General features: G+C 70.8%; 18 protein-coding genes. 10 read left to right on the forward strand and 8 right to left on the reverse strand.

The window, feature by feature from the left end:
- Positions 1-120 precede the first annotated feature (120 nt).
- A complete protein-coding gene (locus ACFYW9_RS33640; protein ID WP_389158489.1) occupies positions 121-1,263 on the reverse strand; it encodes a metallophosphoesterase in 1,143 nt (380 codons plus the stop codon).
- A 202-nt stretch (positions 1,264-1,465) separates the two neighbouring features.
- The gene (locus tag ACFYW9_RS33645; protein WP_351869454.1) at positions 1,466-2,578 is read right to left on the reverse strand and encodes a LacI family DNA-binding transcriptional regulator; all 1,113 of its coding nucleotides are present in this window, start codon (positions 2,576-2,578) and stop codon (positions 1,466-1,468) included.
- 477 nt (positions 2,579-3,055) lie between these two features.
- Here ACFYW9_RS33645 and hisC point away from each other — a divergent pair, with 477 nt between their 5' ends.
- The 6 genes from hisC to ACFYW9_RS33675 all read left to right on the forward strand — a co-directional run bounded on the left by hisC (position 3,056) and on the right by ACFYW9_RS33675 (position 13,723).
- Positions 3,056-4,132, forward strand: coding sequence for a histidinol-phosphate transaminase (gene hisC / locus ACFYW9_RS33650; RefSeq protein ID WP_389158493.1), 1,077 nt, complete (start codon positions 3,056-3,058; stop codon positions 4,130-4,132).
- A 400-nt stretch (positions 4,133-4,532) separates the two neighbouring features.
- Positions 4,533-6,041, forward strand: coding sequence for a cytochrome ubiquinol oxidase subunit I (locus ACFYW9_RS33655; protein ID WP_389158496.1), 1,509 nt, complete (start codon positions 4,533-4,535; stop codon positions 6,039-6,041).
- Positions 6,042-6,061: 20 nt separating this feature from the next.
- On the forward strand, positions 6,062-7,069 hold the full coding sequence (gene cydB, locus ACFYW9_RS33660; RefSeq protein WP_389158499.1) for a cytochrome d ubiquinol oxidase subunit II: 1,008 nt from the start codon (positions 6,062-6,064) through the stop codon (positions 7,067-7,069).
- A gap of 51 nt (positions 7,070-7,120) precedes the next feature.
- Positions 7,121-10,657 carry a thiol reductant ABC exporter subunit CydD gene (cydD, locus tag ACFYW9_RS33665; protein ID WP_389158503.1) on the forward strand — a complete coding sequence of 1,179 codons (3,537 nt, stop codon included), beginning with the start codon at positions 7,121-7,123 and terminating at the stop codon, positions 10,655-10,657.
- 139 nt (positions 10,658-10,796) lie between these two features.
- On the forward strand, positions 10,797-12,509 hold the full coding sequence (locus ACFYW9_RS33670; protein WP_389158507.1) for a GAF domain-containing sensor histidine kinase: 1,713 nt from the start codon (positions 10,797-10,799) through the stop codon (positions 12,507-12,509).
- A gap of 170 nt (positions 12,510-12,679) precedes the next feature.
- Positions 12,680-13,723: a M23 family metallopeptidase gene (locus ACFYW9_RS33675; RefSeq protein WP_389158510.1), complete on the forward strand. Its 1,044-nt coding sequence runs from the start codon at positions 12,680-12,682 to the stop codon at positions 13,721-13,723.
- Between the two features lie 97 nt (positions 13,724-13,820).
- On the opposite strand, the gene ACFYW9_RS33680 is transcribed toward ACFYW9_RS33675, so the two are convergent.
- The 6 genes from ACFYW9_RS33680 to ACFYW9_RS33705 all read right to left on the reverse strand — a co-directional run bounded on the left by ACFYW9_RS33680 (position 13,821) and on the right by ACFYW9_RS33705 (position 20,457).
- The gene (locus tag ACFYW9_RS33680) at positions 13,821-14,708 is read right to left on the reverse strand and encodes a Cof-type HAD-IIB family hydrolase (protein WP_389158513.1); all 888 of its coding nucleotides are present in this window, start codon (positions 14,706-14,708) and stop codon (positions 13,821-13,823) included.
- 104 nt (positions 14,709-14,812) lie between these two features.
- Complete coding sequence (locus ACFYW9_RS33685; RefSeq protein WP_351869477.1) at positions 14,813-15,715, reverse strand: LLM class flavin-dependent oxidoreductase; 903 nt, start codon at positions 15,713-15,715, stop codon at positions 14,813-14,815.
- A 116-nt stretch (positions 15,716-15,831) separates the two neighbouring features.
- Positions 15,832-16,380 (reverse strand): RNA 2'-phosphotransferase, encoded by a 549-nt coding sequence (locus ACFYW9_RS33690; RefSeq protein WP_326786809.1) that lies wholly within the window; start codon positions 16,378-16,380, stop codon positions 15,832-15,834.
- A gap of 242 nt (positions 16,381-16,622) precedes the next feature.
- Positions 16,623-17,567, reverse strand: a complete 945-nt coding sequence (locus ACFYW9_RS33695) for a MerR family transcriptional regulator (protein ID WP_389158518.1) — start codon at positions 17,565-17,567, stop codon at positions 16,623-16,625.
- 281 nt (positions 17,568-17,848) lie between these two features.
- Positions 17,849-19,618 (reverse strand): SDR family oxidoreductase, encoded by a 1,770-nt coding sequence (locus ACFYW9_RS33700; RefSeq protein ID WP_389158521.1) that lies wholly within the window; start codon positions 19,616-19,618, stop codon positions 17,849-17,851.
- A complete protein-coding gene (locus ACFYW9_RS33705) occupies positions 19,615-20,457 on the reverse strand; it encodes a M24 family metallopeptidase (RefSeq protein ID WP_389158523.1) in 843 nt (280 codons plus the stop codon). The genes ACFYW9_RS33700 and ACFYW9_RS33705 overlap by 4 nt, the downstream gene beginning before the upstream one ends.
- A gap of 256 nt (positions 20,458-20,713) precedes the next feature.
- Here ACFYW9_RS33705 and ACFYW9_RS33710 point away from each other — a divergent pair, with 256 nt between their 5' ends.
- The 4 genes from ACFYW9_RS33710 to ACFYW9_RS33725 are packed head-to-tail and all read left to right on the forward strand — an operon-like array spanning position 20,714 to position 24,209.
- The gene (locus ACFYW9_RS33710; RefSeq protein ID WP_351869573.1) at positions 20,714-21,676 is read left to right on the forward strand and encodes an ABC transporter ATP-binding protein; all 963 of its coding nucleotides are present in this window, start codon (positions 20,714-20,716) and stop codon (positions 21,674-21,676) included.
- The gene (locus tag ACFYW9_RS33715; protein WP_351869490.1) at positions 21,666-22,571 is read left to right on the forward strand and encodes an ABC transporter permease subunit; all 906 of its coding nucleotides are present in this window, start codon (positions 21,666-21,668) and stop codon (positions 22,569-22,571) included. The genes ACFYW9_RS33710 and ACFYW9_RS33715 overlap by 11 nt, the downstream gene beginning before the upstream one ends.
- Entirely contained in the window at positions 22,568-23,479 is a 912-nt protein-coding gene (locus ACFYW9_RS33720; protein ID WP_351869493.1) for an ABC transporter ATP-binding protein, read from the forward strand. Before ACFYW9_RS33715 ends, ACFYW9_RS33720 begins: the two co-directional genes overlap by 4 nt.
- 10 nt (positions 23,480-23,489) lie before the next feature.
- Positions 23,490-24,209, forward strand: a complete 720-nt coding sequence (locus tag ACFYW9_RS33725; RefSeq protein ID WP_351869496.1) for an ABC transporter permease subunit — start codon at positions 23,490-23,492, stop codon at positions 24,207-24,209.
- Positions 24,210-24,263: the final 54 nt, after the last annotated feature.

A 24,263-nucleotide genomic window follows, 5' to 3' on the forward strand; every position in this document is an offset into this window, starting at 1 on the left:
GGGGAGCCTGCTACGGATAAGCCGATGGTAGAGCGGTGACGGCACGCCGTGACAGGGGGTTTCCAGAAATTGGCCCCTGTCCGCAGCGGTCCGTCCGCCGGACGCCTGCCCGGTGAACGCTCAGATATCCAGGGGAAGTTGTTGGACCAGCAGCTTTCCGGCCATGGTCACTCCACCGTCCATCGCGATGGCCAGACCGTCCGCGTAGACGTGCGGTCCTTCGATCACGGGACCCGCTCCGGCCTCGCCGTCCTCCGGGCCCACCTCGCCCAGGAGGTACGGAATAGGGCTGTGACCGTGGACGACGCGTGTGCCGCCGTACAGGTCGAGCAGTTCGTGGACCGCCTCGGCGCCGTCGTCGCGGAAGGCGAAGCGGCGGGTGAACTTGCGGAAGAGGTCCCAGCAGTCCTCGGCGTCGTTGCGGGTGAGGGTTTCGCGGACGGTGTCGTTGACCGCTTCGATGGAGTCGCCGTAGTCGAGGTAGGCGGTGGTGTCGGAGTGCACCAGAAGGTGTCCGTCGACCAGCTCCATGGCGTCGAGGCGGGCCATCCACTGCAGATGGTGGTCCTGGAGGCGGTCCATGTCCGTCTTCTGGCCGCCGTTGAGCAGCCAGGCGGCCTGGAAGGTGGCGGTGCCGGCGCCGGAGCTGACCGGGGTGTCGCCGAACCGCTTGGCGCCGAGCAGCAGCAGCTCGTGGTTGCCCATGAGCGCCTTGCAGTAGCCGCCGGCCGCGGCCGCCTCGGCGGACAGCCGCATCACGAGGTCGATCACGCCGATGCCGTCCGGGCCGCGGTCGGTGAAGTCGCCGAGGAACCACAGGCGCGAGGTGCCGGCCGACCAGTTCCCGGCGGCGTCGAGGAGGCCCTTGGCCTGGAGCGCGGCGACGAGCTGGTCGAGGTAGCCGTGCACGTCCCCGACGACGTACAGCGGGCCGGGTCCGGCGCCGGGCGCCGGGGCGGGTGCGCCCGCGGGGTCGACGGCGACCTGCAGGGTGTCGCCCCGGTTGATGACCGGCAGATCGCGCTGCGTGGGCGTGTACCCCTCGGAGAACCCTTCCGGGAACTCCGACGGAGACTTCCCGGACGCGTAGGGGGAGGGTTCTCCCGACGCGTACCGCGCGTTCTCCCCGACGGGTCCGGCGCCCTCGCCATGAGGCGTGTTCTGCGCATACGGACCGGTCTCGTGGACGTACCCCGGTACCCGGAAGTCGCGCAACGTCGCCGTCCGCACCACCTCGGGTCCCTGACCGGCCCCCTGAGTCATCGACCCCTCCACCACCATCGCGCCGCATCTGCACCGGTTCGGACTGCCTGGTCGCAGCGGCCCGCGGTGTCGTCCGCCCATCATAGGAATGCGGATCGCGCCATGTGATGACCCAGGGGTGGTGAATCGGAACAGGAGCCCAGTTCACCGAGGTTTTCGCCCGAATTGGGCGGGGCTCGCCCCGCCCTTGCCTGATCGGATCTCAGCCCTGCTCGGGTGATCGGGGCGGACTGACGGTCGTCCGGGGCGAACGGCGCTGCGACGAGGTCCGCACGATCAGCTCCGTCGGTATCACCTGTTCGATCGGTTGGTCCGATTCGACCCCTTCGATGGCGTCGATCAGCAGCTGGACGACGGCCGTGCCGATTCTGCGCGGTTTGAGGGAGAGGGTCGTGACGGGCGGCTCGGTGCTGGCGTAGACGTTCGACTCGCTGCAGCACACCAGCAGCAGGTCGTCGGGTACGCGCAGACCGTAGCGGCGGGCGGCGGCCAGCAGGTCGGTCCCGTTCGGGTCGAAGAGGCCGTAGACGGCGTCCGGGCGGTCGGGCCGGGCGAGGAGCCGGTCGGCCGCCACCGCTCCCGCGCACGGATCGTGCGCGGGATAGGCCTCGTACACCGGATCCTGGCGCACACGCTCGCACCAGCGCAGGTATGCGGTGGTGGAGAGGTGGGTGTACGTGTCCGTGGTGGTGCCGGTGAGGAGACCGATGCGGCGGGCACCGGCGTCGGCCAGGTGGTCGAGGATGCCGAGGACGGCGGCCTCGTGGTCGTTGTCCACCCAGGCGGTGACCGGGAGCGATCCCGCGGGCCGGCCGTCGGAGACGACGGGCAGCCCCTGGCGGACCAGCTCGCTGACGACCGGATCCTGGTCGGACGGGTCGATGACCACGGTTCCGTCCAGGGCGACGTTCGACCACACGTCGTGGCGGGAGGTCGCGGGGAGGATGACCAGGGCGTATCCCCGGGCGAGCGCGGCCGAGGTGGCGGCTCTGGCCATCTCGGCGAAGTACGCGAACTCGGTGAAGGTGAAAGGTTCATCCCCGTACGTGGTGACGGTCAGGCCGATCAGGCCGGACTTGCCGGTACGGAGGGTTCGGGCCGCGGCCGAGGGGCGATAGCCCAGCCGGTCGGCGACTTCGCGGACATGGCGTCGGGTGGCGTCCGGGAGCCGCCCCTTGCCGTTGAGGGCGTCGGACACGGTTGTGATGGAGACCCCTGCTGCCGCGGCCACGTCTCTGATGCCCGCCCGGCCCGGCCGACCGCCTCGGCGGGAGGTCTCCGCCCGGCTCACCTGGTGCTTCCCTGCTGCTGTCATGGCGAGCCGATAGTAGGGCTCATGCGGTGGGGTAGCGCGGACGCATATGCGCACGTTGACAGGCACGTTTCTGCATGATCGACAGCGTCTAACTCCCTTTGAAGTGAAGGTAGTTGACCGATCCCATCCCGATACGTGACTTGTCGGCGCGTGCGGACCTGCCAAGCGGGCCATGTCTCGAAGAGGTCTCAACTCACCTGTACGAGGGATGCGCGCCACGGCGCGAGCCACCGGCGCATGTGATAGCCGCCGACGCGCCCCCTTTCGTACGACTTCGTACGGGGGCGGCCGTCGGGCCGTGCGGCGGCGACGGCCGGGACCGGTGCCGCCGGCGTGCGTGGATGATCACCCGGCCGGGCACGGGGTGGTGTCGGGTTGTCCACAGGCCATTCGCAGTGGCGCGGAATCCTCATAAGGTGAGAAGTATTAGGAGCCGGTGGTGGTCATGAGCCGCTGGTGGTCACGAGGAGGACTGCGGTGAGCGACACGAACCCCAAGCTGCGTGCCGAGCTGGCGGGGATCCCCACCTACAAGCCCGGCAAGCCCGCCGCCGCCGGCGCTGTGGCGTACAAGCTGTCCTCCAACGAGAACCCGTACCCACCGCTGCCCGGCGTGGTCGAGAGCCTGGCCGCGGCGACCGGTTCGTTCAACCGTTACCCGGACATGGCGTGCACGGGGCTGGTCAACGAGCTGGCGGACCGTTTCGGCGTTCCCGTCTCCCACGTGGCGACGGGCACCGGCTCCGTCGGCGTCGCGCAGTCGCTGCTCCAGGCCACGAGCGGTCCCGGCGACGAGGTCATCTACGCCTGGCGGTCCTTCGAGGCGTACCCGATCATCACGCAGATCAGCGGGGCGACCTCGGTGCAGGTGCCGCTGACCCCGGGCGAGGTGCACGACCTGGACGCGATGGCCGACGCGGTCACCGACCGGACGCGGCTGATTTTCCTCTGCAACCCGAACAACCCGACCGGCACCGTGGTCCGCCGGGCCGAGCTGGAGCGGTTCCTGGACCGGGTGCCGAGCGATGTGCTGGTCGTGCTGGACGAGGCGTACCGCGAGTTCATCCGTGACGCCGAGGTGCCGGACGGCGTGGAGATCTACCGCGACCGGCCCAATGTCTGCGTGCTGCGCACCTTCTCCAAGGCGTACGGGCTGGCCGGCCTCCGGGTCGGCTTCGCCATCGCTCACGAGCCGGTGGCGGCCGCGCTGCGCAAGACGGCCGTGCCGTTCGGCGTGAGCCAGCTGGCCCAGGACGCCGCGGTGGCGAGCCTGCGGGCCGAGGACGAACTGCTCGGCCGGGTCGGCTCCCTGGTCTCCGAGCGCACCCGGGTGGTCGACACGCTGCGCGGTCAGGGCTGGACGGTGCCCGAGACGCAGGCCAACTTCGTCTGGCTGCGCCTGGGGGAGCGCACCCTCGACTTCGCCGCGCACTGCGAGCAGGCCGGTGTCGTCGTGCGTCCCTTCGCGGGCGAGGGCGTCCGCGTCACCATCGGTGAGACCGAGGCGAACGACATCTTCCTGAAGGCGACCGAGAGCTTCCACAAGGGGATGTAGCCGCACGGCGGACCAAGTGCCCACCGGGACGGGCTTGTCCGTCACTCGTGAGGGCATCCGTCCGTGAGTCCGGAGAGGGGCCCGTACGCGTCGACCGCGTACGGGCCCCTCGTCGTGCGCGGTGCGGACGGGGCGGAGGCCGGCGCCGGCCGCGCGGGTCCGGGCGTCACCCGTGCGTCCCGGGCTGCCCGGTTCCTCCGGTCCGGGGCCTGCCGGGTCCGGGTCGGGACCCTTCGGTCCCGGTTAGGGACCCCCCGCCCCTCCTCCCTCGAACGGGCATGCGTCATAATTGCTTGTGAATGTGAACGCGTTCACAAGCGTGTCCTGTTGATCCCGTGATGTCCGTGATGAAGCGGGCAAACTGCGGCTGTGACCACGGCGACGTAAGGAGACTGACGACGTGGAATTGGCTTTGGCGCCAGAGACCATGGCGCGATGGCAGTTCGGAATTATCACCGTCTACCACTTCTTCTTCGTACCTCTGACGATCTCGCTCGCAGCGCTCGTCGCCGGCCTGCAGACCGCCTGGGTGCGTACGGAGAATCAGAAGTACCTCAAAGCCACGAAGTTCTGGGGCAAGCTCTTCCTGATCAACATCGCGATGGGCGTCGTCACCGGCATCGTCCAGGAATTCCAGTTCGGCATGAACTGGTCCGCCTACTCACGCTTCGTCGGTGACATCTTCGGTGCGCCGCTCGCCTTCGAAGCCCTGATCGCCTTCTTCTTCGAGTCCACCTTCATCGGGCTGTGGATCTTCGGCTGGGACAGGCTCCCGAAGAAGCTCCACCTCGCCTGCATCTGGATGGTCTCCATCGGCACGATCCTGTCGGCGTACTTCATCCTCGCGGCCAACTCGTGGATGCAGCACCCCGTCGGCTATCGGATCAACAAGGCGAAGGGCCGCGCCGAACTCACCGACTTCTGGCACGTGCTGACCCAGAACACCGCGCTGGCCCAGGCGTTCCACACCCTCACGGCGGCCTTCCTGACGGGCGGCGCCTTCATGGTGGGCATCGCCGCGATCCACCTGGCCCGCAAGCGGCACGTCGCCGTCATGAAGACCTCGCTGCGCCTCGGCCTCGTCACCGTCGTCATCGCCGGTCTGCTCACGGCGATCAGCGGCGACACCCTCGGCAAGATCATGTTCAAGCAGCAGCCGATGAAGATGGCCGCCGCCGAGGCGCTGTGGGACGGTCAGGACTCCGCACCGTTCTCGATCTTCGCCTACGGAGACGTCAGCAAGGGGCACAACACCGTCGAGCTGTCCATCCCGGGGATACTGTCGTTCCTCGCCGACGACGACTTCAACTCGTACGTCCCCGGCATCAACGACACGAACAAGGCCGAGCAGGAGAAGTACGGTCCCGGCGACTACCGCCCCATCATCCCGGTCACCTTCTGGGCCTTTCGCTGGATGATCGGCTTCGGCATGGCGTCCTTCGTGATCGGCATCGTCGGACTCTGGCTGACCCGCAAGAAGTTCATGCTGCCCCAGCACCTGAGGGTCGGCGAGGACGAGGCACCGCATCTGGTTCTGTTCAAGAACAAGGCGCTCGGCCCGAAGCTCACCAAGTGGGGCTGGCGCATCGCCATCTGGACCCTGGCGTTCCCGCTGATCGCCAACTCCTGGGGCTGGATCTTCACCGAGATGGGCCGTCAGCCGTGGGTCGTGTACGGCGTTCTGCAGACCCGGTTCGGCGTCTCCCCCACCGTTTCGCAGGGCGAGGTCATCACCTCGCTGACCGTCTACTCGCTGATCTACGCGATCCTCGCGGTCATCGAGGTCAAGCTGCTCGCGAAGTACGTCAAGGCGGGGCCGCCCGAGCTCACCGAGTCCGACCTCAACCCGCCCACCAGGATCGGCGGCGACTCCAGTGACGCCGACAAGCCGATGGCCTTCTCCTACTAGGCTCAGGGAGCTGCTGAGTCATGGAACTTCACGACGTCTGGTTCGTCCTCATCGCGGTCCTCTGGATCGGCTACTTCTTCCTGGAGGGCTTCGACTTCGGGGTCGGCATCCTCACCAAGCTGCTGGCCCGCGACCGCACCGAGAAGCGGGTGCTGATCAACACGATCGGCCCGGTCTGGGACGGCAACGAGGTATGGCTGCTCACGGCCGGCGGTGCGACCTTCGCCGCCTTCCCCGAGTGGTACGCCACCCTCTTCTCGGGCTTCTACCTGCCCCTTCTGATCATCCTGGTCTGTCTGATCGTGCGCGGTGTCGCCTTCGAATACCGGGCGAAGAGGTCCGAGGAACACTGGCAGCGCAACTGGGAGACGGCGATCTTCTGGACCTCGCTGATCCCGGCGTTCCTGTGGGGTGTGGCCTTCGCCAACATCGTGCGCGGAGTGAAGATCGACCGGAACTTCGAGTACGTGGGCAACTTCTGGGATCTGCTCAACCTGTACTCGATCCTCGGCGGTCTGGTCACGCTCACGCTGTTCACCTTCCACGGTGCGGTGTTCGTCGGCCTCAAGACAGTGGGAGACATTCGGGAGCGGTCGCGGAAGCTCGCTCTGCAGGTCGGCCTGGCGACAGCCGTGCTGGCGCTGGTCTTCCTCATCTGGACCCAGGCCGACAGCGGTGACGGCGCGTCGCTGGCCGCGCTGATCGTGGCCGTGACCGCCCTCGTCGCGGCGCTGGCGATGGTCAACGCCGGGCGTGAGGGATGGGCGTTCATTCTCTCGGGACTGACCATCGTGGCGGCCGTCGCGATGCTCTTCCTGTCGCTCTTCCCGGACGTCATGCCGTCCTCGCTCAACGCGGACTGGAGCCTCACGGTCACCAACGCCTCGTCGAGTCAGTACACCCTGAAGATCATGACCTGGTGTGCCGTGATCGCCACGCCGATCGTCCTGCTCTACCAGAGTTGGACCTACTGGGTGTTCCGCAAGCGCATCGGCACGCACCACATCGCCGTGGACGTGTCGCACTGAATCCGACGTAGCGGCATGTTTCACGTGAAACATGCCTGATGGGCCAAAGGTGTGTTTCACGTGAAACCAATCGATCCGCGCCTGCTTCGGTACGCCCGAGCCACCCGCCGTTTCCTTGTGGCGGTCGTGGGGCTGGGCGTCGCCGGAGCGGCACTGGTCATCGCCCAGGCGATGCTCATCGCCGAAGTGGTGGTCGGCGCTTTTCAGCACGGTTTCTCCGCCGCCGAACTGCGCACCCCCCTGGTTGTGCTGACGGTCGTGGCGCTCGGGCGTGCTCTGGTGGCCTGGCTCACCGAGCTCGCCGCGCACCGTGCGAGTGCCGCGGTGAAGTCGGAGCTGAGGGGGCGGCTGGTGGAGAAGGCCGCGTCACTCGGGCCCGGGTGGCTCAGCGGCCAGCGGACGGGTTCCCTGGTCGCCCTCGCGACACGGGGCGTCGACGCGCTCGACGACTACTTCTCGCGCTATCTCCCGCAGTTGGGGCTCGCGCTGGTGGTCCCGGTCGCCGTGCTGGCGCGCATCGTCACCGAGGACTGGGTGTCCGCGGCGATCATCGTGGGCACGCTGCCGCTCATCCCCTTGTTCATGGTGCTGATCGGCTGGGCCACGCGCAGCCACATGGACCGTCAGTGGCGGATGCTGTCCCGGCTGTCCGGGCACTTCCTGGACGTGGTCGCGGGGCTGCCCACGCTCAAGGTGTTCGGCCGGGCCAAGGCGCAGGCCGAGTCGATCCGGAAGATCACCGGCGAGTACCGGCAGGCGACGATGCGGACGCTCCGGATCGCCTTCCTGTCGTCCTTCGCCCTGGAACTGCTCGCCACCATCTCGGTCGCCCTGGTCGCGGTGACCATCGGCATGCGGCTCGTCCGGGGCGAGATGGACCTGTACGTGGGGCTCGTCATCCTCGTGCTGGCACCCGAGGCCTATCTGCCGCTGCGGCAGGTGGGAGCCCAGTACCACGCCGCCGCCGAAGGGCTCGCGGCCGCCGAGGCCATCTTCGCGGTGCTGGAGGCCCCGGCACCGAGGTCCGGTTCGCTGCGCGTGCCCGCGGGGGAGATCGCCTTCGACGGCGTCACCGTGAACTATCCGGGGCGCACCGCGGACGCGGTCTCGGACGTCTCCTTCACGGTCGAGCCCGGTGAGACGGTCGCCCTCGTCGGTCCCAGCGGTGTGGGCAAGTCGACCCTGCTGAACGTCCTGCTCGGATTCGTGGAGCCCTCCGCCGGCCAAGTCCGCGCCGGGGGAGTCGATCTCACCGACGCCGACCTCACGGAGTGGCGCTCGCGGATCGCCTGGGTGCCGCAACGGCCGCACCTGTACGCCGGATCCATTGCCGAGAACGTGCGTCTGGCGCGACCCGACGCCGACGACGCGGCGCTGCGCCGGGCCCTCGTCGACGCCGGTGCGGCAGGGTTCGTCGACGCCCTGCCCGCCGGGGCCGACACGCTTCTCGGTGAGGACGGTGCCGGACTGTCGGCCGGACAGCGTCAGCGGCTGGCACTCGCGCGGGCGTTCCTCGCGGACCGGCCCGTGCTGCTGCTCGACGAGCCGACGGCCTCGCTCGACGGGGCGACCGAGGCCGAGGTCGTCGCGGCGGTCCGGCGGCTGGCCGTGGGACGGACCGTGCTGCTGGTCGTGCACCGGCCGGCCCTGCTGGACGTCGCGGACCGGGTGGTCCGCCTGGAAGCCGCTGCCGTCGGCGCGCCGCGGCCGGCACCAGAAGCCGGCGTTTCCGGCTCCGCGCAGCCGACGCGCACACAGCCGCCGCGAGGCGACGAGCCGGAGGACATGTTCCCGGCGGACGCCGAAGGCCTCGTCACGATGTCCCGGGCCCAGGGTGGCGTGCTCGCCCGAGTCCGGGCGATGGCGGCTCCCCGGCGTGGGCCGCTCGCGCTCGCCCTGCTCCTGGGCAGCCTCGCGCTCGGGAGCGCCGTCGGCCTCATGGCCACCTCCGGCTGGCTCATCTCGCGGGCCTCCCAGCAGCCGCCGGTCTTCTATCTGATGGTGGCCGTGACGGCCACCCGGACGTTCGGCATCGGACGGGCGGTGTTCCGGTACGCGGAACGGCTCGTCTCGCACGACGCCGTGCTGCGGATGCTGGCCGACACACGGGCGGCGGTCTACCGGCGTCTGGAACGGCTCGCGCCCGCCGGGCTGCGGACCACCCGGCGTGGTGACCTGCTGTCGCGGCTCGTCGCCGACGTGGACGCCCTGCAGGACTACTGGCTGCGCTGGCTGCTGCCCGCCGGAGCCGCGGTCCTGGTCTCCGCCGCCTCCGTCGGGTTCACCGCCTGGCTGCTCCCCGAAGCCGGGGCCGTTCTCGCCGTCGGTCTGCTGGCGGCCGGGGCCGGAGTCCCCTTGGTGACCGGTGCCGTGGCGCGCCGCGCCGAACGACGGCTGGCTCCCGCACGGGGCGCGCTGGCGACCCAGGTGGCCGATCTGCTCACGGGGGCCGCCGAACTGACCGTCGCGGGCGCGCTGCCCGCCCGTACCGCCGAGGCGAGGCAGGCCGACGGCGTTCTCACGAGGATCGCCTCCCGATCCGCCACCGCGACCGCCCTCGGCGACGGGCTCACGGCACTCGTCTCCGGACTCACCGTCGCGGCCACCGCTCTCGTGGGCGCCCAGGCGGTCGCCGCCGGGCGACTGCACGGCGTGCTCATGGCCGTCGTCGTCCTCACCCCGCTGGCCGCTTTCGAGGCCGTCATGGGACTGCCGCTCGCTGTCCAGTACCGGCAGCGGGTGCGCAAGAGCGCCGAGCGCGTGTACGAGGTGCTGGACGCCGCCGATCCCGTACGCGAGCCCGAACAGCCGCGACCGGCGCCCGCGACACCGTTCCCGCTCCGTGTGTCCGGGCTCCGGGCCCGGCACGCCGGACAGGACCGGGACGCGCTGGCCGGACTCGACCTGACCCTCGAGAAGGGCCGCAGGATCGCCGTGGTCGGCACGTCCGGAGCGGGCAAGACGACGCTCGCGCAGGTCCTGCTGCGGTTCCTGGACCCGGAAGCGGGGACGTACACGCTCGCCGGGGCGGACGCCTGCGGGATGGACGGGGACGCCGTGCGCCGCCTGGTCGGGCTCTGCGCCCAGGACGCGCACCTTTTCGACAGCACCCTGCGCGAGAACCTGCTGCTCGCCCGCAAGGACGCGACCGAGGCCGCGGTGCGCGACGCGCTCGGACGAGCCCGGCTGCTGGACTGGGTGGACGGACTGCCCGACGGGCTCGACACCCTGGTCGGTGAACACGGGGCACGGCTGTCCGGCGGCCAGCGCCAGCGGCTCGCACTGGCACGCGCGCTGCTCGCCGACTTTCCCGTACTCGTCCTCGACGAACCGGCGGAGCACCTCGACCTGCCGACGGCCGACGCGCTCACCGCGGATCTCCTGGCCGCGACCGAGGGCCGTACCACCCTGATGATCACGCATCGGCTGGCCGGGCTCGACGCGGTGGACGAGGTGATCGTGCTGGCCCGGGGACAGGTGGTCCAGCGCGGGGCGTTCGCCGAGCTGGCGGCCGTCGCGGGGCCGCTGCGGGAGATGGCCGAACGGGAGACCGCCGCGGATCTGCTGGTGCGCGCCGTGGCGCCCTGAGCGCCGCACGGGCGGAGCACGGGCGAGGGCCGTCGTGGGCTGAGCGGGCCCTCCGGGAAGGTGCCGGCTGTGCCGGGTCCCGCGTCTCCCGCCACTCGCCCGACTTTCCCGGGCAAAGGGGACTCACTAGGCTCAAGGCATGTCAGTGGCGAGGCGCTCCCCCGTCCCGGGTGACGGCGTGGCCGCGGCGGCCCAGCCGCCTCCGGGAGGGCTGACCGGCGAGCCGGACGCACGGGTCCCGCGGCTGCTGGAGGCCGTGCGGTCGGTCGGATCGGGGCTGGAGCCGCACTCCAAGCTGGACCGCATCTGCGAGACGGCGGCGGAACTCACGGACGCGCGGTACGCGGCCATCGGTGTCGTGGACGAGAGCGGGGAGGGACTCGCGGACTTCGTCCAGTACGGCGTGGACGAGGAGACCGCCCGCAGGATCGGGCGCAGGCCCGACGGTCACAAGGGGCTGCTGGGCGCGCTCATCCGCGACCCCGATCCGGTGCGCCTCGCGAACCTGACCGACGACCCGCGCTCCTGCGGGTTCCCGCCCGGCCATCCGCCGATGCGCAGCTTCCTCGGAGTGCCGATCCGGGTGCAGGGGGAGATCTTCGGGAACCTGTATCTCACGGAGAAGCGCGGCGGCGGCACCTTCGACGACGACGATCTCGACATGCTCCGGGTGCTCGCCACCGAGGCCGGTATCGCCATCGGCAACGCCCGTCTGTACGAGGCGGCGCAGCAGCGTGAGCGCTGGATCGACGGCTCGGTGGCCGTCACCACCGCGCTGCTGGCGGGCGGCGACGCCGAGGACGCGTTGCAGATCGTCGCCGAACAGGCCCGCCGGCTCTCCGGCTCCGCGGCCGGGATCGTGCTGCTCCCCGCGGAGGAGGGCGGTCTGGAGGTCGTCGCGGTGGCCTCGGACCACCCGTCGAAGGCGCTCGGCGTCGTCGTTCCGCCGGAGAGCGAGCTGGCCACCGAACTCCGGGACGGGAAGCCGGTGTTCCTGGCGGACGCGTCCGCCGACCCGCGCCTGCGGACGGATCTCACCCAGACCTACGGGCCCGTCATGATGCTCCCGCTGCAGAGCGACGGCCGGGTCCTCGGTGCCCTCCTCACCCCGAGATCCCGCGGCGGACGCCAGTTCACCGAGAGCGAGCGGACCGTCGCCACGCAGTTCGCCTCGCAGGCGGCCCTGGCGCTGATGATGGCCGAGTCGCGGCGCGACCGGGAACGGCTCGCGGTGTACGAGGACCGCGACCGGATCGCCCGTGACCTGCACGACCTGGTCATCCAGCGGCTGTTCGCCACCGGAATGATGCTGGAGAGCGCTCAGCGCCGGTCGAACGTGCCCGAGGTGCGGCGGGGCGTCGGGACGGCGGTCGACGAACTCGACGTCACCATCCAGGAGATCCGCACAGCGATCTTCGCGCTCCGGCAGGGCCCCGCCGAGACGCCCTCCGGGCTGAGCACCCGTGTCCTGCGCGAGATCAACATGGTCGCCGTCCCCCTCGGTTTCCACCCCGGACACCGCTTCACCGGCCCCGTCGACACGCTGGTCGGCGAACTCACCGGCAAGAACCTCGTCGCCGCGCTGCGCGAGGCCCTCTCCAACGCCTTCCGGCACGCGGGAGCCTCCCGGATCGAGGTCTCCGTCGACGCGGACGTCCTGCTGCCGGACGGGCGGCCGGGCGTGCGCCTCGCCGTCGCGGACGACGGTGTCGGCATCCCCGACGGCGGCCGGCGCAGCGGCTTGAAGAACCTCGGGCGGCGTGCCGAGTCGCTGGGCGGCGCGAGTTGGTACGGGCCGGGGATCGGTGAGGACGGCGGCGGAACGACGGTGGTGTGGCAGGTACCGCACTGAATCCCCTTGTGCGGGCGATCTGTTCGCGCGATGTCCGGGTGACCCGTTCGCGGACGGCCTCCTCGGCACGGGACCGTTCGGTCGCGCCGCTGGGCCATTCGTGACGCCCTGTCCCCCAGGTGTACGCCTTGAACGGGCCGGGCCCCGACTCGCGGGCCACGATCGCTGTCATGCGCTCATCTCGCCGCCATCCCCTCCTCGTACCGGCCCTGTTGTCCGCTCTCGTGATCCTCGCGGCCCGGCCGGCGGAGGCCGAGGGCGACGGCGCGGACCTCGACATCAGCGCCCAGGTGGCGCGGCTGTACGAGGACGCCTCCGTGGCGAGCGGACAGTACGAGGCGGGGCGGCAGGACGCCGAGGCGCAGCGCGGCCGGGCCGAGCGGGCCGAGCGCCTGCTCGTGCGGGAGCGGAAGGAGATCGCGGTACTGCACGAGGACCTGGGCCGTATCGTGCGCGCCCAGTACCGGCAGGGCGGCGGACTGCCGTACACGGCGCAGATCCTGTTCGCGAAGGACCCCGACGGCCTGATGCGTGGTCAGCAGGCCGTGCGGCGGGCCGATCTGGCCGTCGCCGGTGCCGTCGAGAAGAGCCGGCGTGCCGAGGGCCGGCTCGCCGCGGACGAGGCGAAGGCCCGCTCCGAGTGGCTTGTGCTGGAGAAGCGGACCGGGGAACTCGCCGCGGTCAAGCGGACCATCGAGGCGAAACTCGACGAGGCGCGGTCGGCGTTGCAGAGCCGGGCGGACGCTTCGGTGACGGCCGGCTCCTGCCGTGGGGCGGTCCGTCTCGACCAGCCACCGATGGCGCTCACCCAGGCGTGGGTCGCGCCGGTGGAGACGTACGAACTCTCCGCGGGGTTCGGCAGCGGGGGTGAGCACTGGGCGCACCGGCACACCGGCCAGGACTTCGCGGTGCCCATCGGCACCCCGGTGCGGGCGGCCGGGGCGGGCCGGGTGGTGAAGGTGTCCTGCGGCGGTGCCTTCGGCATCGAGGTCGTGGTCGAGCACCCGGGGGGCTACTACACGCAGTACGCGCATCTCGCGGCCGTCGCCGTCGACCAGGGGCAGCTGGTCTCGACCGGGGAGTGGATCGGGCAGTCGGGTACGAGCGGCAACTCGACCGGCCCGCATCTGCACTTCGAGGTGCGGGTGACACCGGAGACGGGATCGGCGATCGACCCGGTTCCATGGCTGGCCGGGCGCGGGGTCGTCGTCTAGGACCTGGCATGCGGATCATGCGGCGGGGCGCGGGGCAGGCCCTGGCCGAGGCTCTCCGGCGGATGTGCCGGAGGACCTCGGCCGTGTCGGCGGAGGGCTACGCGCCGGCGGCCAGGATCTGCTCGATCACGACCGCCACCCCGTCCTCGTTGTTCGCGACCGTGCGCCCGGAGGCGGCGGCGATCACGGCGGGGTGGGCGTTGCCCATGGCGTACGACCGGCCGGCCCAGGTGAGCATCTCGACGTCGTTCGGCATGTCGCCGAAGGCGACGACCTCCTCGGGCGAGATACCGCGCTCGGCGCAGCACAGCTCGAGGGTGCTGGCCTTGGAGACGCCGGGGCCGCTGATCTCCAGCAGGGCGCTGGGGCTCGACCGGGTCACGTTGGCCCGGTCGCCGATGGCCGGGCGGGCGACGGCGAGGAACTCGTCCGGGTCCATCTCCGGGTGGAACGCGAGCACCTTCAGCACCGGCTGATCGGCGTCCAGCGCGTCCTTGGCGAGGAGCTTCTCGGCGGGCAGGACGATCTCCGGGGGCTCCATGTGCATGAGGGGGTACCCCGGTTCGAGATGGAGGCCGTACGTCCGCTCGACGGCGCACACCGTGCCGGGCGCGGCGGAACGCAGGATCCGGACGACGTCCAGCGCGATGTCGGGCGTCAGCTCGCGGATCTTGACGAAGCGGTGGGCGCCGGGGCCGCCGTGCAGGTCGACCACGGCGGCGCCGTTGCCGCAGATGGCCAGGCCGTGCCCGTGGACGTGGTCGCTGACGACGTCCATCCAGCGGGCCGGGCGGCCGGTCACGAAGAAGACCTCGATGCCGGCCTGTTCGGCGGCGGCGAGGGCGGCGATCGTGCGGTCGGACACCGATTTGTCGTCGCGCAACAAGGTGCCGTCGAGGTCCGTGGCGATCAGCCGGGGCGGGACGGTGGAGGCCGGGGTCTCGGGCCGGCGAGTCGCTGAGGTCACCTGCTCATTCTCCCGCATATATGCGCACGGCCGTGCGGCGGTCCGCACACTTGAGTGGTAACCGCCCTCACCCCGTCCCTGCCGCCCCGCCCTGCCGGACCCCGGGGGCGTGGCGACCCGGTTCAGCGCAGCTGGGCCACCGCTTCCATGGCGATCCGCTCGAAGACCTTCGGGTCGGCGGCGAAGTCCGAGTCGGGGATCGGCCAGTGGATCACGATGTCGGTGAAGCCCAGTTCGGCGTGCCGGCCCGCGAAGTCGACGAACGCGTCGACGGATTCCAGGGGGTGGCCCCGGTCGGGGGTGAAGCCGGTGAGCAGGATCTTGTCGATCTCCGCCACGTCCCTGCCGATCTCGGCGCACGCGTCGGCGAGCTTGGCGACCTGTCCGCGAATGGCCTGAACCGACTGCGCGGGGGTGCCCGTCTCGTACAGCTTCGGATCGCCGGTCGTCACCCACGCCTGCCCGTGGCGGGCGGCGAGCCTCAGACCGCGCGGGCCGGTGGCGGCCACGGCGAACGGCAGCCGGGGGCGCTGGACGCAGCCCGGGATGTTGCGGGCCTCGTGCGCCGAGTAGAAGTTGCCGCCGTAGGAGACGGAGTCCTCGGTGAGGAGCCGGTCGAGCAGCGGGACGAACTCACCGAAGCGGTCGGCGCGCTCACGCGGGGTCCACGGGTCCTGTCCGAGCGCGGTGGCGTCGAAACCGGTGCCGCCGGCGCCGATGCCCAGCGTGATCCGGCCGTTCGAGATGTCGTCGAGGGAGATCAGATCCTTGGCGAGGGTCACCGGGTGCCGGAAGTTGGGCGAGGTCACGAGCGTGCCGAGGCGCAGCCGGTCTGTGACGGCGGCCGCCGCGGTCAGTGTCGGCACGGCTCCGAACCACGGGCCGTCGCGGAAGGTCCGCCAGGAGAGGTGGTCGTAGGTGAACGCGGTGTGGAAACCGAGCTGCTCCGCGCGCTGCCATGCGGAACGCCCGCCCTCGTGCCAGCGGACGTACGGCAGGATCACGGTGCTCAGACGCAGACTCATGCGTCGAGCGTAGACGGAGCCGTGGCGTCGTCGCCTCAGGGCGGTCCGACCGGCTGCCCCGCGCCCGGGATCGGTACGGACCGGCGTCCGGGATCAGCGCGGGCCGGCGTCCGGGATCAGTGCGGGCCGGAAAACCGCAGATAGCGCGGGGGTACGGCCTCCGCCAGCCAGACGCCGTTGGCGCTGACCCGGAAGACGTGGCCGTCACGGTGCATGGCGGCGGCGTCCACACCGAGGACGACCGGGCGGCCGCGGCGGGCGCCGACGCGGGTGGCCGTCTCCCGGTCCGCCGAGAGGTGTACGTCGTGCCGGTTCATGGGTCTCAGGCCCTCGGCGCGGATCGCGTCCAGGCTGGAAGCCACGGTCCCGTGGTAGAGGTACGCCGGCGGGGTCGCCGGGGGCAGTCCGAGGTCGACCTCGACGGAGTGGCCCTGGCTGGCCCGGATCCGGGTTCCCTCCACGGCGAAGCGCCGCTTGTCGTTGGTGGCCACCACATGATCGAGTTCGTCGCGGGTGAACCGGAAGCCGTGGGCGGTGGCCGCGGAGATCAGCGCGTCGATCTCGACCCAGCCGCCCTCGCCGAGGGTGAGCCCGATCCGTTCGGGCTGGTGGCGCAGATGCTTCGAGAGGTACTTCGACACCTTCACGGTGCGTTTTTCGTCCATCTGTTCATCAGCCCGTCTTTCCGTCCGGTCATCCGTCCGCTCATGCGCCAGCTCCCCCGTTCGGCCCCGCGCTCGGTCCCGCGGCCGCTCGTGCGGCTGTTCACTGGTGTTCTCCTTCATCCCCCCAGGGTGCCTGGCGAGAGACGGATCACGCATTTGATTTTGGTTCGGAGGTTTGATCCACAGCCAAGTGTTGTTATCCACAGGCGAATTGACGAATCTGTGGACAACGAGTGCGCCGTTTAGGGTACTTCGTCAACAATTCTGTGATGGGGGCTGTTTGCGGCCAGCCGGTCCAACGTACGCGCCTGTAGCTCTCGTTCGGTGGCCGCTGTCACGAACGCCGCCGCGTGTTCCACGCCAACCAGACGCTCCACGGCCCGCATTGTCCGAGCGGCCACCTCCACCGGACGCGCCCCCTCCGGCTCCGTCGGGACCTGTCCCGCCGCGAGATGGCGGCTCAGGTGGCGCGTGGCGAACAGCCGCATCGCCCGGGCCAGTTCGGCGTCCACCGTCTGCTGCGCGAGCGGTCGCAGCCGCCGTACGAGCGAGGCCGCCTCGGCCGCTTCCGCGTCGCTCGGCGGACGGTCCCCCAGATATCGTGCGAAGACGTGCTCCGTGGTGAACTCGAGGAAACGGGAGGCGATGTGCTCGACCTGCCCCCTCAACTCCCGCAGATGGCAGGCGATCGCGGACAGCGGCACACCGGAGTTGTACAACTCGACCGCCGCGGAGAGTTCTTGGGGACTCGGGACGAGGAAGGTGTCCTCGTCCCCCGGAACGGGCTCCAGCACGCCCAGTTCCACCGCCTTCGCCACCGCCGCGTCGTCGGGACGGCCGCCGAACCGCTCCACCAGCTCGGTCCGGGAGATCCGGGCGGCCTCCTCGTCGGTCCACGGCCCGTCGACCTCCGCGACCAGGCCGAGTATCCCGCCCAGGCCCCGGCCCGCGTCCCAGGCTTCCAGGAGTTCCTTGATCGAGGCCAGCGTGTAGCCGCGGTCCAGGAGGTCGGCGATCTGCCGCAGCCGCGCCAGATGGGCGTCCGCGTACACATTGGCGCGCCCGCGCCGCTCGGGGCGGGGCAGCAGTCCGCGGTCCTGATAGGCGCGGATCGTCCGGACCGTGGCGCCACTGCGGTGTGCCAGGTCCTCGATGCGGTACGCGACACCGCCCGACTCGTCGCCCATCTCTCCCGCCCTCCCGCCACCGCCCCCGGGCCCCGAGAAGTCGCCGCCCGCCCGCCCCCGCCGCCGGCCGCGTCACGGGTGAACAGGGCCGGATACGCGACGGCCCTGAGCGGTGAACCCTCCTGCGACGGATGGTACGACCGCCGCGCAGAGCGCGGTATGCCCGCGCAGAGCTCCTCCGTCCGGCCGACGGCCCTGGACGGCCGTCCTGTCGTGTACGGCGGGCATGCGGTCGCGGTCGGCCCGCCGTGTGCTCACAAGGAGGCCGCCCCGCCGTGTGCTCACAAGGGCGGCTCCATGCGTGCGATCGCGCGCAGCGCCCGGGGCGCGAAGCGGTGCAGGAGATGGGCGCCGCGCGCTTCCGGGGTCACCGGAACCACCGCCTCGTTGCGGACGACCGCGCGCAGGATCGCGTCGGCGACCTTCTCCGGCGGGTAGTTGCGCAGTCCGTAGAGCCGTGCCGACTTCCTCTGGCGCCGCTTCTCCTCGGCCGCGTCGACCCCGGCGAAACGCGCGGTCGCGGTGATGTTCGTGTTGACGAAGCCGGGGCAGACCGCCGAGACACCGATGTCCTGCCCGGCCAGCTCCGCGCGCAGACACTCGCTGAGCATCAGCACGGCCGCCTTGGAGGTGCTGTAGGCGGGCAGCGCCTTCGAGGGCTGGTACGCCGCCGCCGACGCGGTGTTGACGATGTGGCCGCCCTGACCGCGCTCGGCCATCTGCTTCCCGAAGAGCCGGCAGCCGTGGATCACACCCCACAGATTGACGTCGAGGACCTTCCTCCAGTCCTCCGCCGTGGTGTCGAAGAAGGAGCCGGAGAGACCGATACCGGCGTTGTTCACCAGCACGTCCACCACGCCGTACTCGGCGGCGACCTTGTCGGCGAGCTTCTCCATGGCCTGTTCGTCGCTGACGTCGACCGTCTCCGCCCAGGCCTCGGGCGAGCCGATCAGCCGGGACATCTCCGCCGTGCGGGCCGCGGCCTCCGCGTCCCGGTCGACGGCCACCACCCGCGCGCCGGCCTCGGCGAACGCGAACGCGGTGGCCCGCCCGATGCCGCTGCCGGCGCCGGTGACCAGCACGAGCTGCCCGCCGAACCGGTCCGCGTACCGGCCGGAGGCCACCGGCTCGGGCGCGGGAACTCCGGCCTCACGGCCCTCGTTGGCGGTCACGAACCCCGCTATCCAGTCGGCCAGCTGGCCGGGCCGCGTCCGCGGGACCCAGTGCTTGGCCCGGAGCGTGCGGCGCACCGAATCGGGGGCCCACTTCTCCAGTTCGTCATAGAGCCGCTCGGAGAGAAAGGCGTCCCCCAGGGGCGTGATGAGCTGCACGGGCGCGTGCGCGTACGCGTCCTCGCGGGGGCGGCCGAGCCGGGACCGCACGTTGTCGCGGTAGAGCCACGCGCCGTGCGCCGCGTCGGAAGGCAGCGACGGGGTCGGGTAGTCGCCCGCGGGCACCTTCTCGAGCCGCTGGAGGATCTTCGGCCACCGCTTGCCCAGGGGGCCGCGCCAGGCCAGCTCGGGCAGCACCGGCGTGTGCAGCATGTACACGTACCAGGACTTGGCGCCCTGCCCGAGGAGCTGGCCGACCCTCCGTGGCGTGGGCCGCCGCACCCGCCGCTTGATCCAGTGGCCGAAGTGGTCGAGGGACGGACCGGACATCGACGTGAAGGACGCGATCCGGCCCTCCGTCCGGGCGACCGTGACGAACTCCCACGACTGCACCGAACCCCAGTCGTGGCCCACGAGGTGCACCGGCCCGCCGGGACTGACCGCGTCGATCACCGCCAGGAAGTCGTCGGTCAGCTTCTCCAGCGTGAAACCGCCGCGCAGGGGCCGCGGTGCCGTCGACCGGCCGTGCCCCCGCACGTCGTACAGCACGACATGGAAGCGGTCGGCGAGCCGCACGGCGACCTCGGACCACACCTCCTTGGAGTCCGGATAGCCGTGCACGAGCACCACGGTCGGCTGCCTGTCGTCACCCAGTTCGGCGACACACAGCTCGACCCCGCCCGTCCGCACCCGGCGCTCGCGCGCGCCCACGAGACTCACTTGTCCTCCGCCCAGCGCCGCACGTGCGGCAGATCGTCGTCGAGCCAGAACGCGCTCTGTTCGGGGTCCCGGGAGTCGGTGACGACCAGGAGCTCCTCGAACTTCGCGCCCGTACCCCGGAAACCGAGGTGCGGTTCGACCGCCCACAGCCCCGGCCGGGGAGGGTGGTCGGAGAAGGCGTACGGAGACCACAGGGGGGACCAGCCCTCCCGGTGGCCGTGCAGCGCGTCGCTCGCCAGCCCCTTCAGGGCCTGGACGCCGAACCCGAACAGACGCGGCGACCAGGACCGCTCCGCCACCCGGTCCACCTTGTGCGCGATCACGCCGAACGGATACGCGCGGTGCCGGTTGGCATAGCCCTGGCGGGTCATGAGCCGGTCGACGTCCTCGTAGATCTCGCGCAGGGGCCGCCGCTCGCGCACCTCGCGCAGGATCAGCGCGCGGTGCGCCTCCAGATCGGCGAGGAGCTTGTCCTGCACGGGGTTCAGGCCGAGCGAGCCCGAATAGCCGATGTCCGCGGTGAAGCCCTTGTACACGGGGGCCATGTCGAGGATGAACGGCATCCCCGGCTCGAGCCGGCGGTCGGTGGGGAAGAACTGCAGCGGGATCCGGAAGCCGACGAAGGCCGTGCGGTCGCCGAACCAGGCGAACGGCAGATGGAACCAGTCCCGCACCCCGCGCTCACGCAGCCACCGGCGCTGCATGCGGGCCGCCTCGCGCTCGGTGACGCCGGGCTTCAGCTGTGCCGCGACCGCTTCCGCGCACTCGTACGCGAGGCGCTGGACCTCTCCGAACCCCCGCAGTTCCGCGGAGAGTCCGCCTGCCACTGCCGTCGTCATGCCACCGCCCCACCCTGTCCGCACCGACTGCGGTACGTGCCCGTAACGTGACACTGGCGAATGTGACAGTTGTTAGAGGCTGCGTCAATAGGGCCGCGGGAGCCTGTGGACAACCGATCCGGAGGGGCCGGTCCGCCCCGCGGGAGCCGTACCTGAGGGTGACCCCTACGGGCCCGTACGACTGGAGGTTGACGCGGATCCACCTCCGTGGGCTGACGACCCCTGTGGTCTGCGCCACTACCTTCGAACCGTGACTGTGATCGCGACCGAAAGCCTGAGCAAGCGGTACCCACGGGTGACCGCTCTTGACCGGCTCTCCGTGGACGTCGGGCCCGGTGTGACCGGACTCGTCGGAGCCAACGGAGCCGGCAAGTCCACACTGATCAAGATCCTGCTGGGTCTGTCCCCCGCCACCGAGGGCCGCGCACACGTGCTCGGCCTCGACGTCGCCACCGAGGGCGCCGCCATCCGCGAGCGGGTCGGGTACATGCCCGAGCACGACTGCCTGCCGCCCGACGTCTCGGCCACCGAGTTCGTCGTCCACATGGCGCGGATGTCCGGGCTGCCGCCGGCCGCGGCCCGCGAGCGCACCGCGGACACCCTGCGCCACGTCGGCCTGTACGAGGAGCGCTACCGCCCCATCGGCGGCTACTCGACGGGCATGAAGCAGCGCGTCAAACTCGCGCAGGCCCTCGTCCACGACCCCCAGCTGGTCTTCCTGGACGAACCGACCAACGGCCTGGACCCGGTCGGCCGCGACGACATGCTCGGACTGATCCGCCGCATCCACACGGACTTCGGCATCTCGGTCCTGGTCACCTCGCACCTCCTGGGCGAACTGGAACGCACCTGCGACCACGTCGTGGTCGTCGACGGCGGCAAGCTGCTGCGCTCCAGCTCCACCACGGACTTCACCAAGACCACCACCACCCTCGCCATCGAGGTCACCGACAGCGACCGGCACCCGGACGGCACGGGCGCGGTCCGCGAGGTGCTCCACGCGCGCGGGATCGAGACCCACGACGGCGGCGGACTGCCGGGCGCCGGACACATCCTGCTGCTCACCACCGAGAGCGAGGACACCTACGACCTCGTCCGCGACGTGGTCGCCGACCTCGGCCTCGGGCTGGTCCGCATGGAACAGCGCAGACACCACATCGCCGAGGTCTTCACCGACAGCGACGACCAGCGGAAGGAGGCGGTCGGCCATGGCGGTTGAGCACCCCCTCACCCAGCAGGGTGAGCAGACCCGTATCCACAACATCGGCTACCGCACCTACGACGGCCCGCGCCTGGGCCGCGCCTACGCCCGCCGCTCCCTCTACTCGCAGTCCCTGCGCGGCTCCTACGGACTCGGCCGCTCGGTCAAGTCCAAGGTCCTGCCGATGCTGCTCTTCGTGGTGATGTGCGTCCCCGCGCTGATCATGGTGGCCGTCGCGGTGGCCACCAAGGCGAAGGACCTGCCCGTCGACTACACGCGCTACGCGGTGATCATGCAGGCGGTCATCGGGCTGTACGTCGCCTCCCAGGGCCCCCAGGCGGTCTCCCGGGACCTGCGCTTCAAGACCGTCCCGCTGTACTTCTCGCGCCCCATCGAGACCTCCGACTACGTGCTCGCCAAGTACGCGGCCCTGTCCTCGGCGCTGTTCGTCCTCACCGCCGCCCCGCTGGTCGTCCTCTACGTGGGCGCGCTGCTGGCCAAACTCGACTTCGCCGACCAGTCCAAGGGCTTCGGACAGGGGCTGGCCTCCGTGGCACTGCTGTCCCTGCTCTTCGCCGGCATCGCCCTGGTCATCTCGGCGATCACCCCGCGCCGCGGCTTCGGCATCGCGGCCGTCATCGCCGCCCTGACCATCTCCTACGGCGCGGTCTCCACCGTCCAGGCCATCGCCTTCGAGCGCTCCAGCAGCGGGGCCGTCCCGTGGCTCGGGCTCTTCTCGCCCATCACGCTCATCGACGGAGTGCAGACGGCCTTCCTCGGCGCCTCCTCCGCCTTCCCAGGCGAGGTGGGCCCCTCGTCCGGGCAGGGCGCCGTCTACCTCGTCGTCGTCCTGGGTCTCATCGCGGGCTGCTACGGCCTCCTGATGCGCCGCTACCGAAAGGTCGGGCTGTGACCACGCTCAACATCGACCACGTCTCACGCTGGTTCGGCAACGTGGTGGCGGTCAACGACATCACGATGACGATCGGCCCCGGCGTCACCGGGCTGCTCGGCCCGAACGGCGCCGGAAAGTCCACCCTCATCAACATGATGGGCGGCTTCCTCGCTCCCTCCACGGGCACCGTCACCCTCGACGGCAAGCCGACCTGGCGCAACGAGGACATCTACCGCCACATCGGCATCGTCCCCGAGCGCGAGGCGATGTACGACTTCCTCACCGGACGTGAATTCGTCCTCGCCAACGCCGAGCTGCACGGCCTCGGCGCGAAGGCCGCCGACCGGGCCCTCGCCACCGTCGAGATGCAGTACGCGCAGGACCGCAAGATCTCCACGTACTCCAAGGGCATGCGCCAGCGCGTGAAGATGGCGTCCGCGCTGGTCCACGACCCCTCGCTGCTGCTCCTCGACGAGCCGTTCAACGGCATGGACCCGCGCCAGCGCATGCAGCTCATGGATCTGCTGCGCCGCATGGGCGACGAGGGCCGCACCGTGCTGTTCTCGTCCCACATCCTCGAAGAGGTGGAGCAACTCGCCGCCCACATCGAGGTGATCGTCGCCGGACGGCACGCGGCGAGCGGTGACTTCCGGCGCATCCGCCGGCTGATGACCGACCGCCCGCACCGCTACCTGGTCCGTTCCAGTGACGACCGGGCACTGGCCGCAGCGCTCATCGCCGACCCGTCGACGTCCGGCATCGAAGTCGACCTCGCCGAAGGCGCGTTGCGCATCCAGGCCGTCGACTTCGGCCGGTTCACCACCCTGTTGCCGAAGGTCGCGCGCGAGCACGGCATCCGGCTGCTGACGGTGTCACCGTCCGACGAGTCGCTGGAATCCGTCTTCTCGTATCTTGTCGCGGCGTAGGAGGCCGAAGATGTACGACCCCACAGTCGCCCGGCTCACCTACCGGGGCCTGCTCGGCCGCCGACGGGCCCTCATCCTCGGCGTCCTGCCCGTCCTGCTCATCGTGATCTCCCTGGCCGTCCGGAGTTTCTCCGGAGCCGACGACCAGGTGGCCTCGGACCTGCTCGGCGGGTTCGCCCTCGCCACGATGGTGCCGATCATCGGCGTCATCGCCGGCACGGGAGCCATCGGACCCGAGATCGACGACGGCTCGGTGGTGTATCTGCTGGCCAAGCCCCTGAAGCGGCCCACGATCATCTTCACCAAGCTGATCGTCGCGATCGCCGTCACCATGGCCTTCTCGGCGGTGCCGACCTTCATCGCGGGCATGATCCTCAACGGCAACGGCCAGCAGATCGCCGTCGCCTACACCGTGGCCGCCCTGGTCGCCTCGATCGCCTACGCCGCGATGTTCCTGCTCCTCGGGACCGTGACCCGGCACGCGGTGGTCTTCGGACTCGTCTACGCGCTCGTCTGGGAAGCCCTGTTCGGGTCCCTGGTGTCCGGCGCGCGCACGCTCAGCGTCCAGCAGTGGGCGCTCGCGGTGGGCCACAAGGTGACCGGCGGCGACATCGTCACCTCGGACGTGAGCCTGCCGACCGCGACGGTCCTGCTGATCGTGGTCACCGTCCTCGCCACCTGGTACGCGGGACAGCGGCTGCGGTCGCTGACGCTGGCCGGCGAGGAGTGAACGAGGGCTCCCCGCACGGTGTCCGGGCACGGGCACGCGCGCGGGGAGCCCCCT

It is taken from the genome of Streptomyces sp. NPDC002698 (genome assembly GCF_042888945.1).
In the GTDB taxonomy this organism is placed as follows: Bacteria; Actinomycetota; Actinomycetes; order Streptomycetales; family Streptomycetaceae; genus Streptomyces.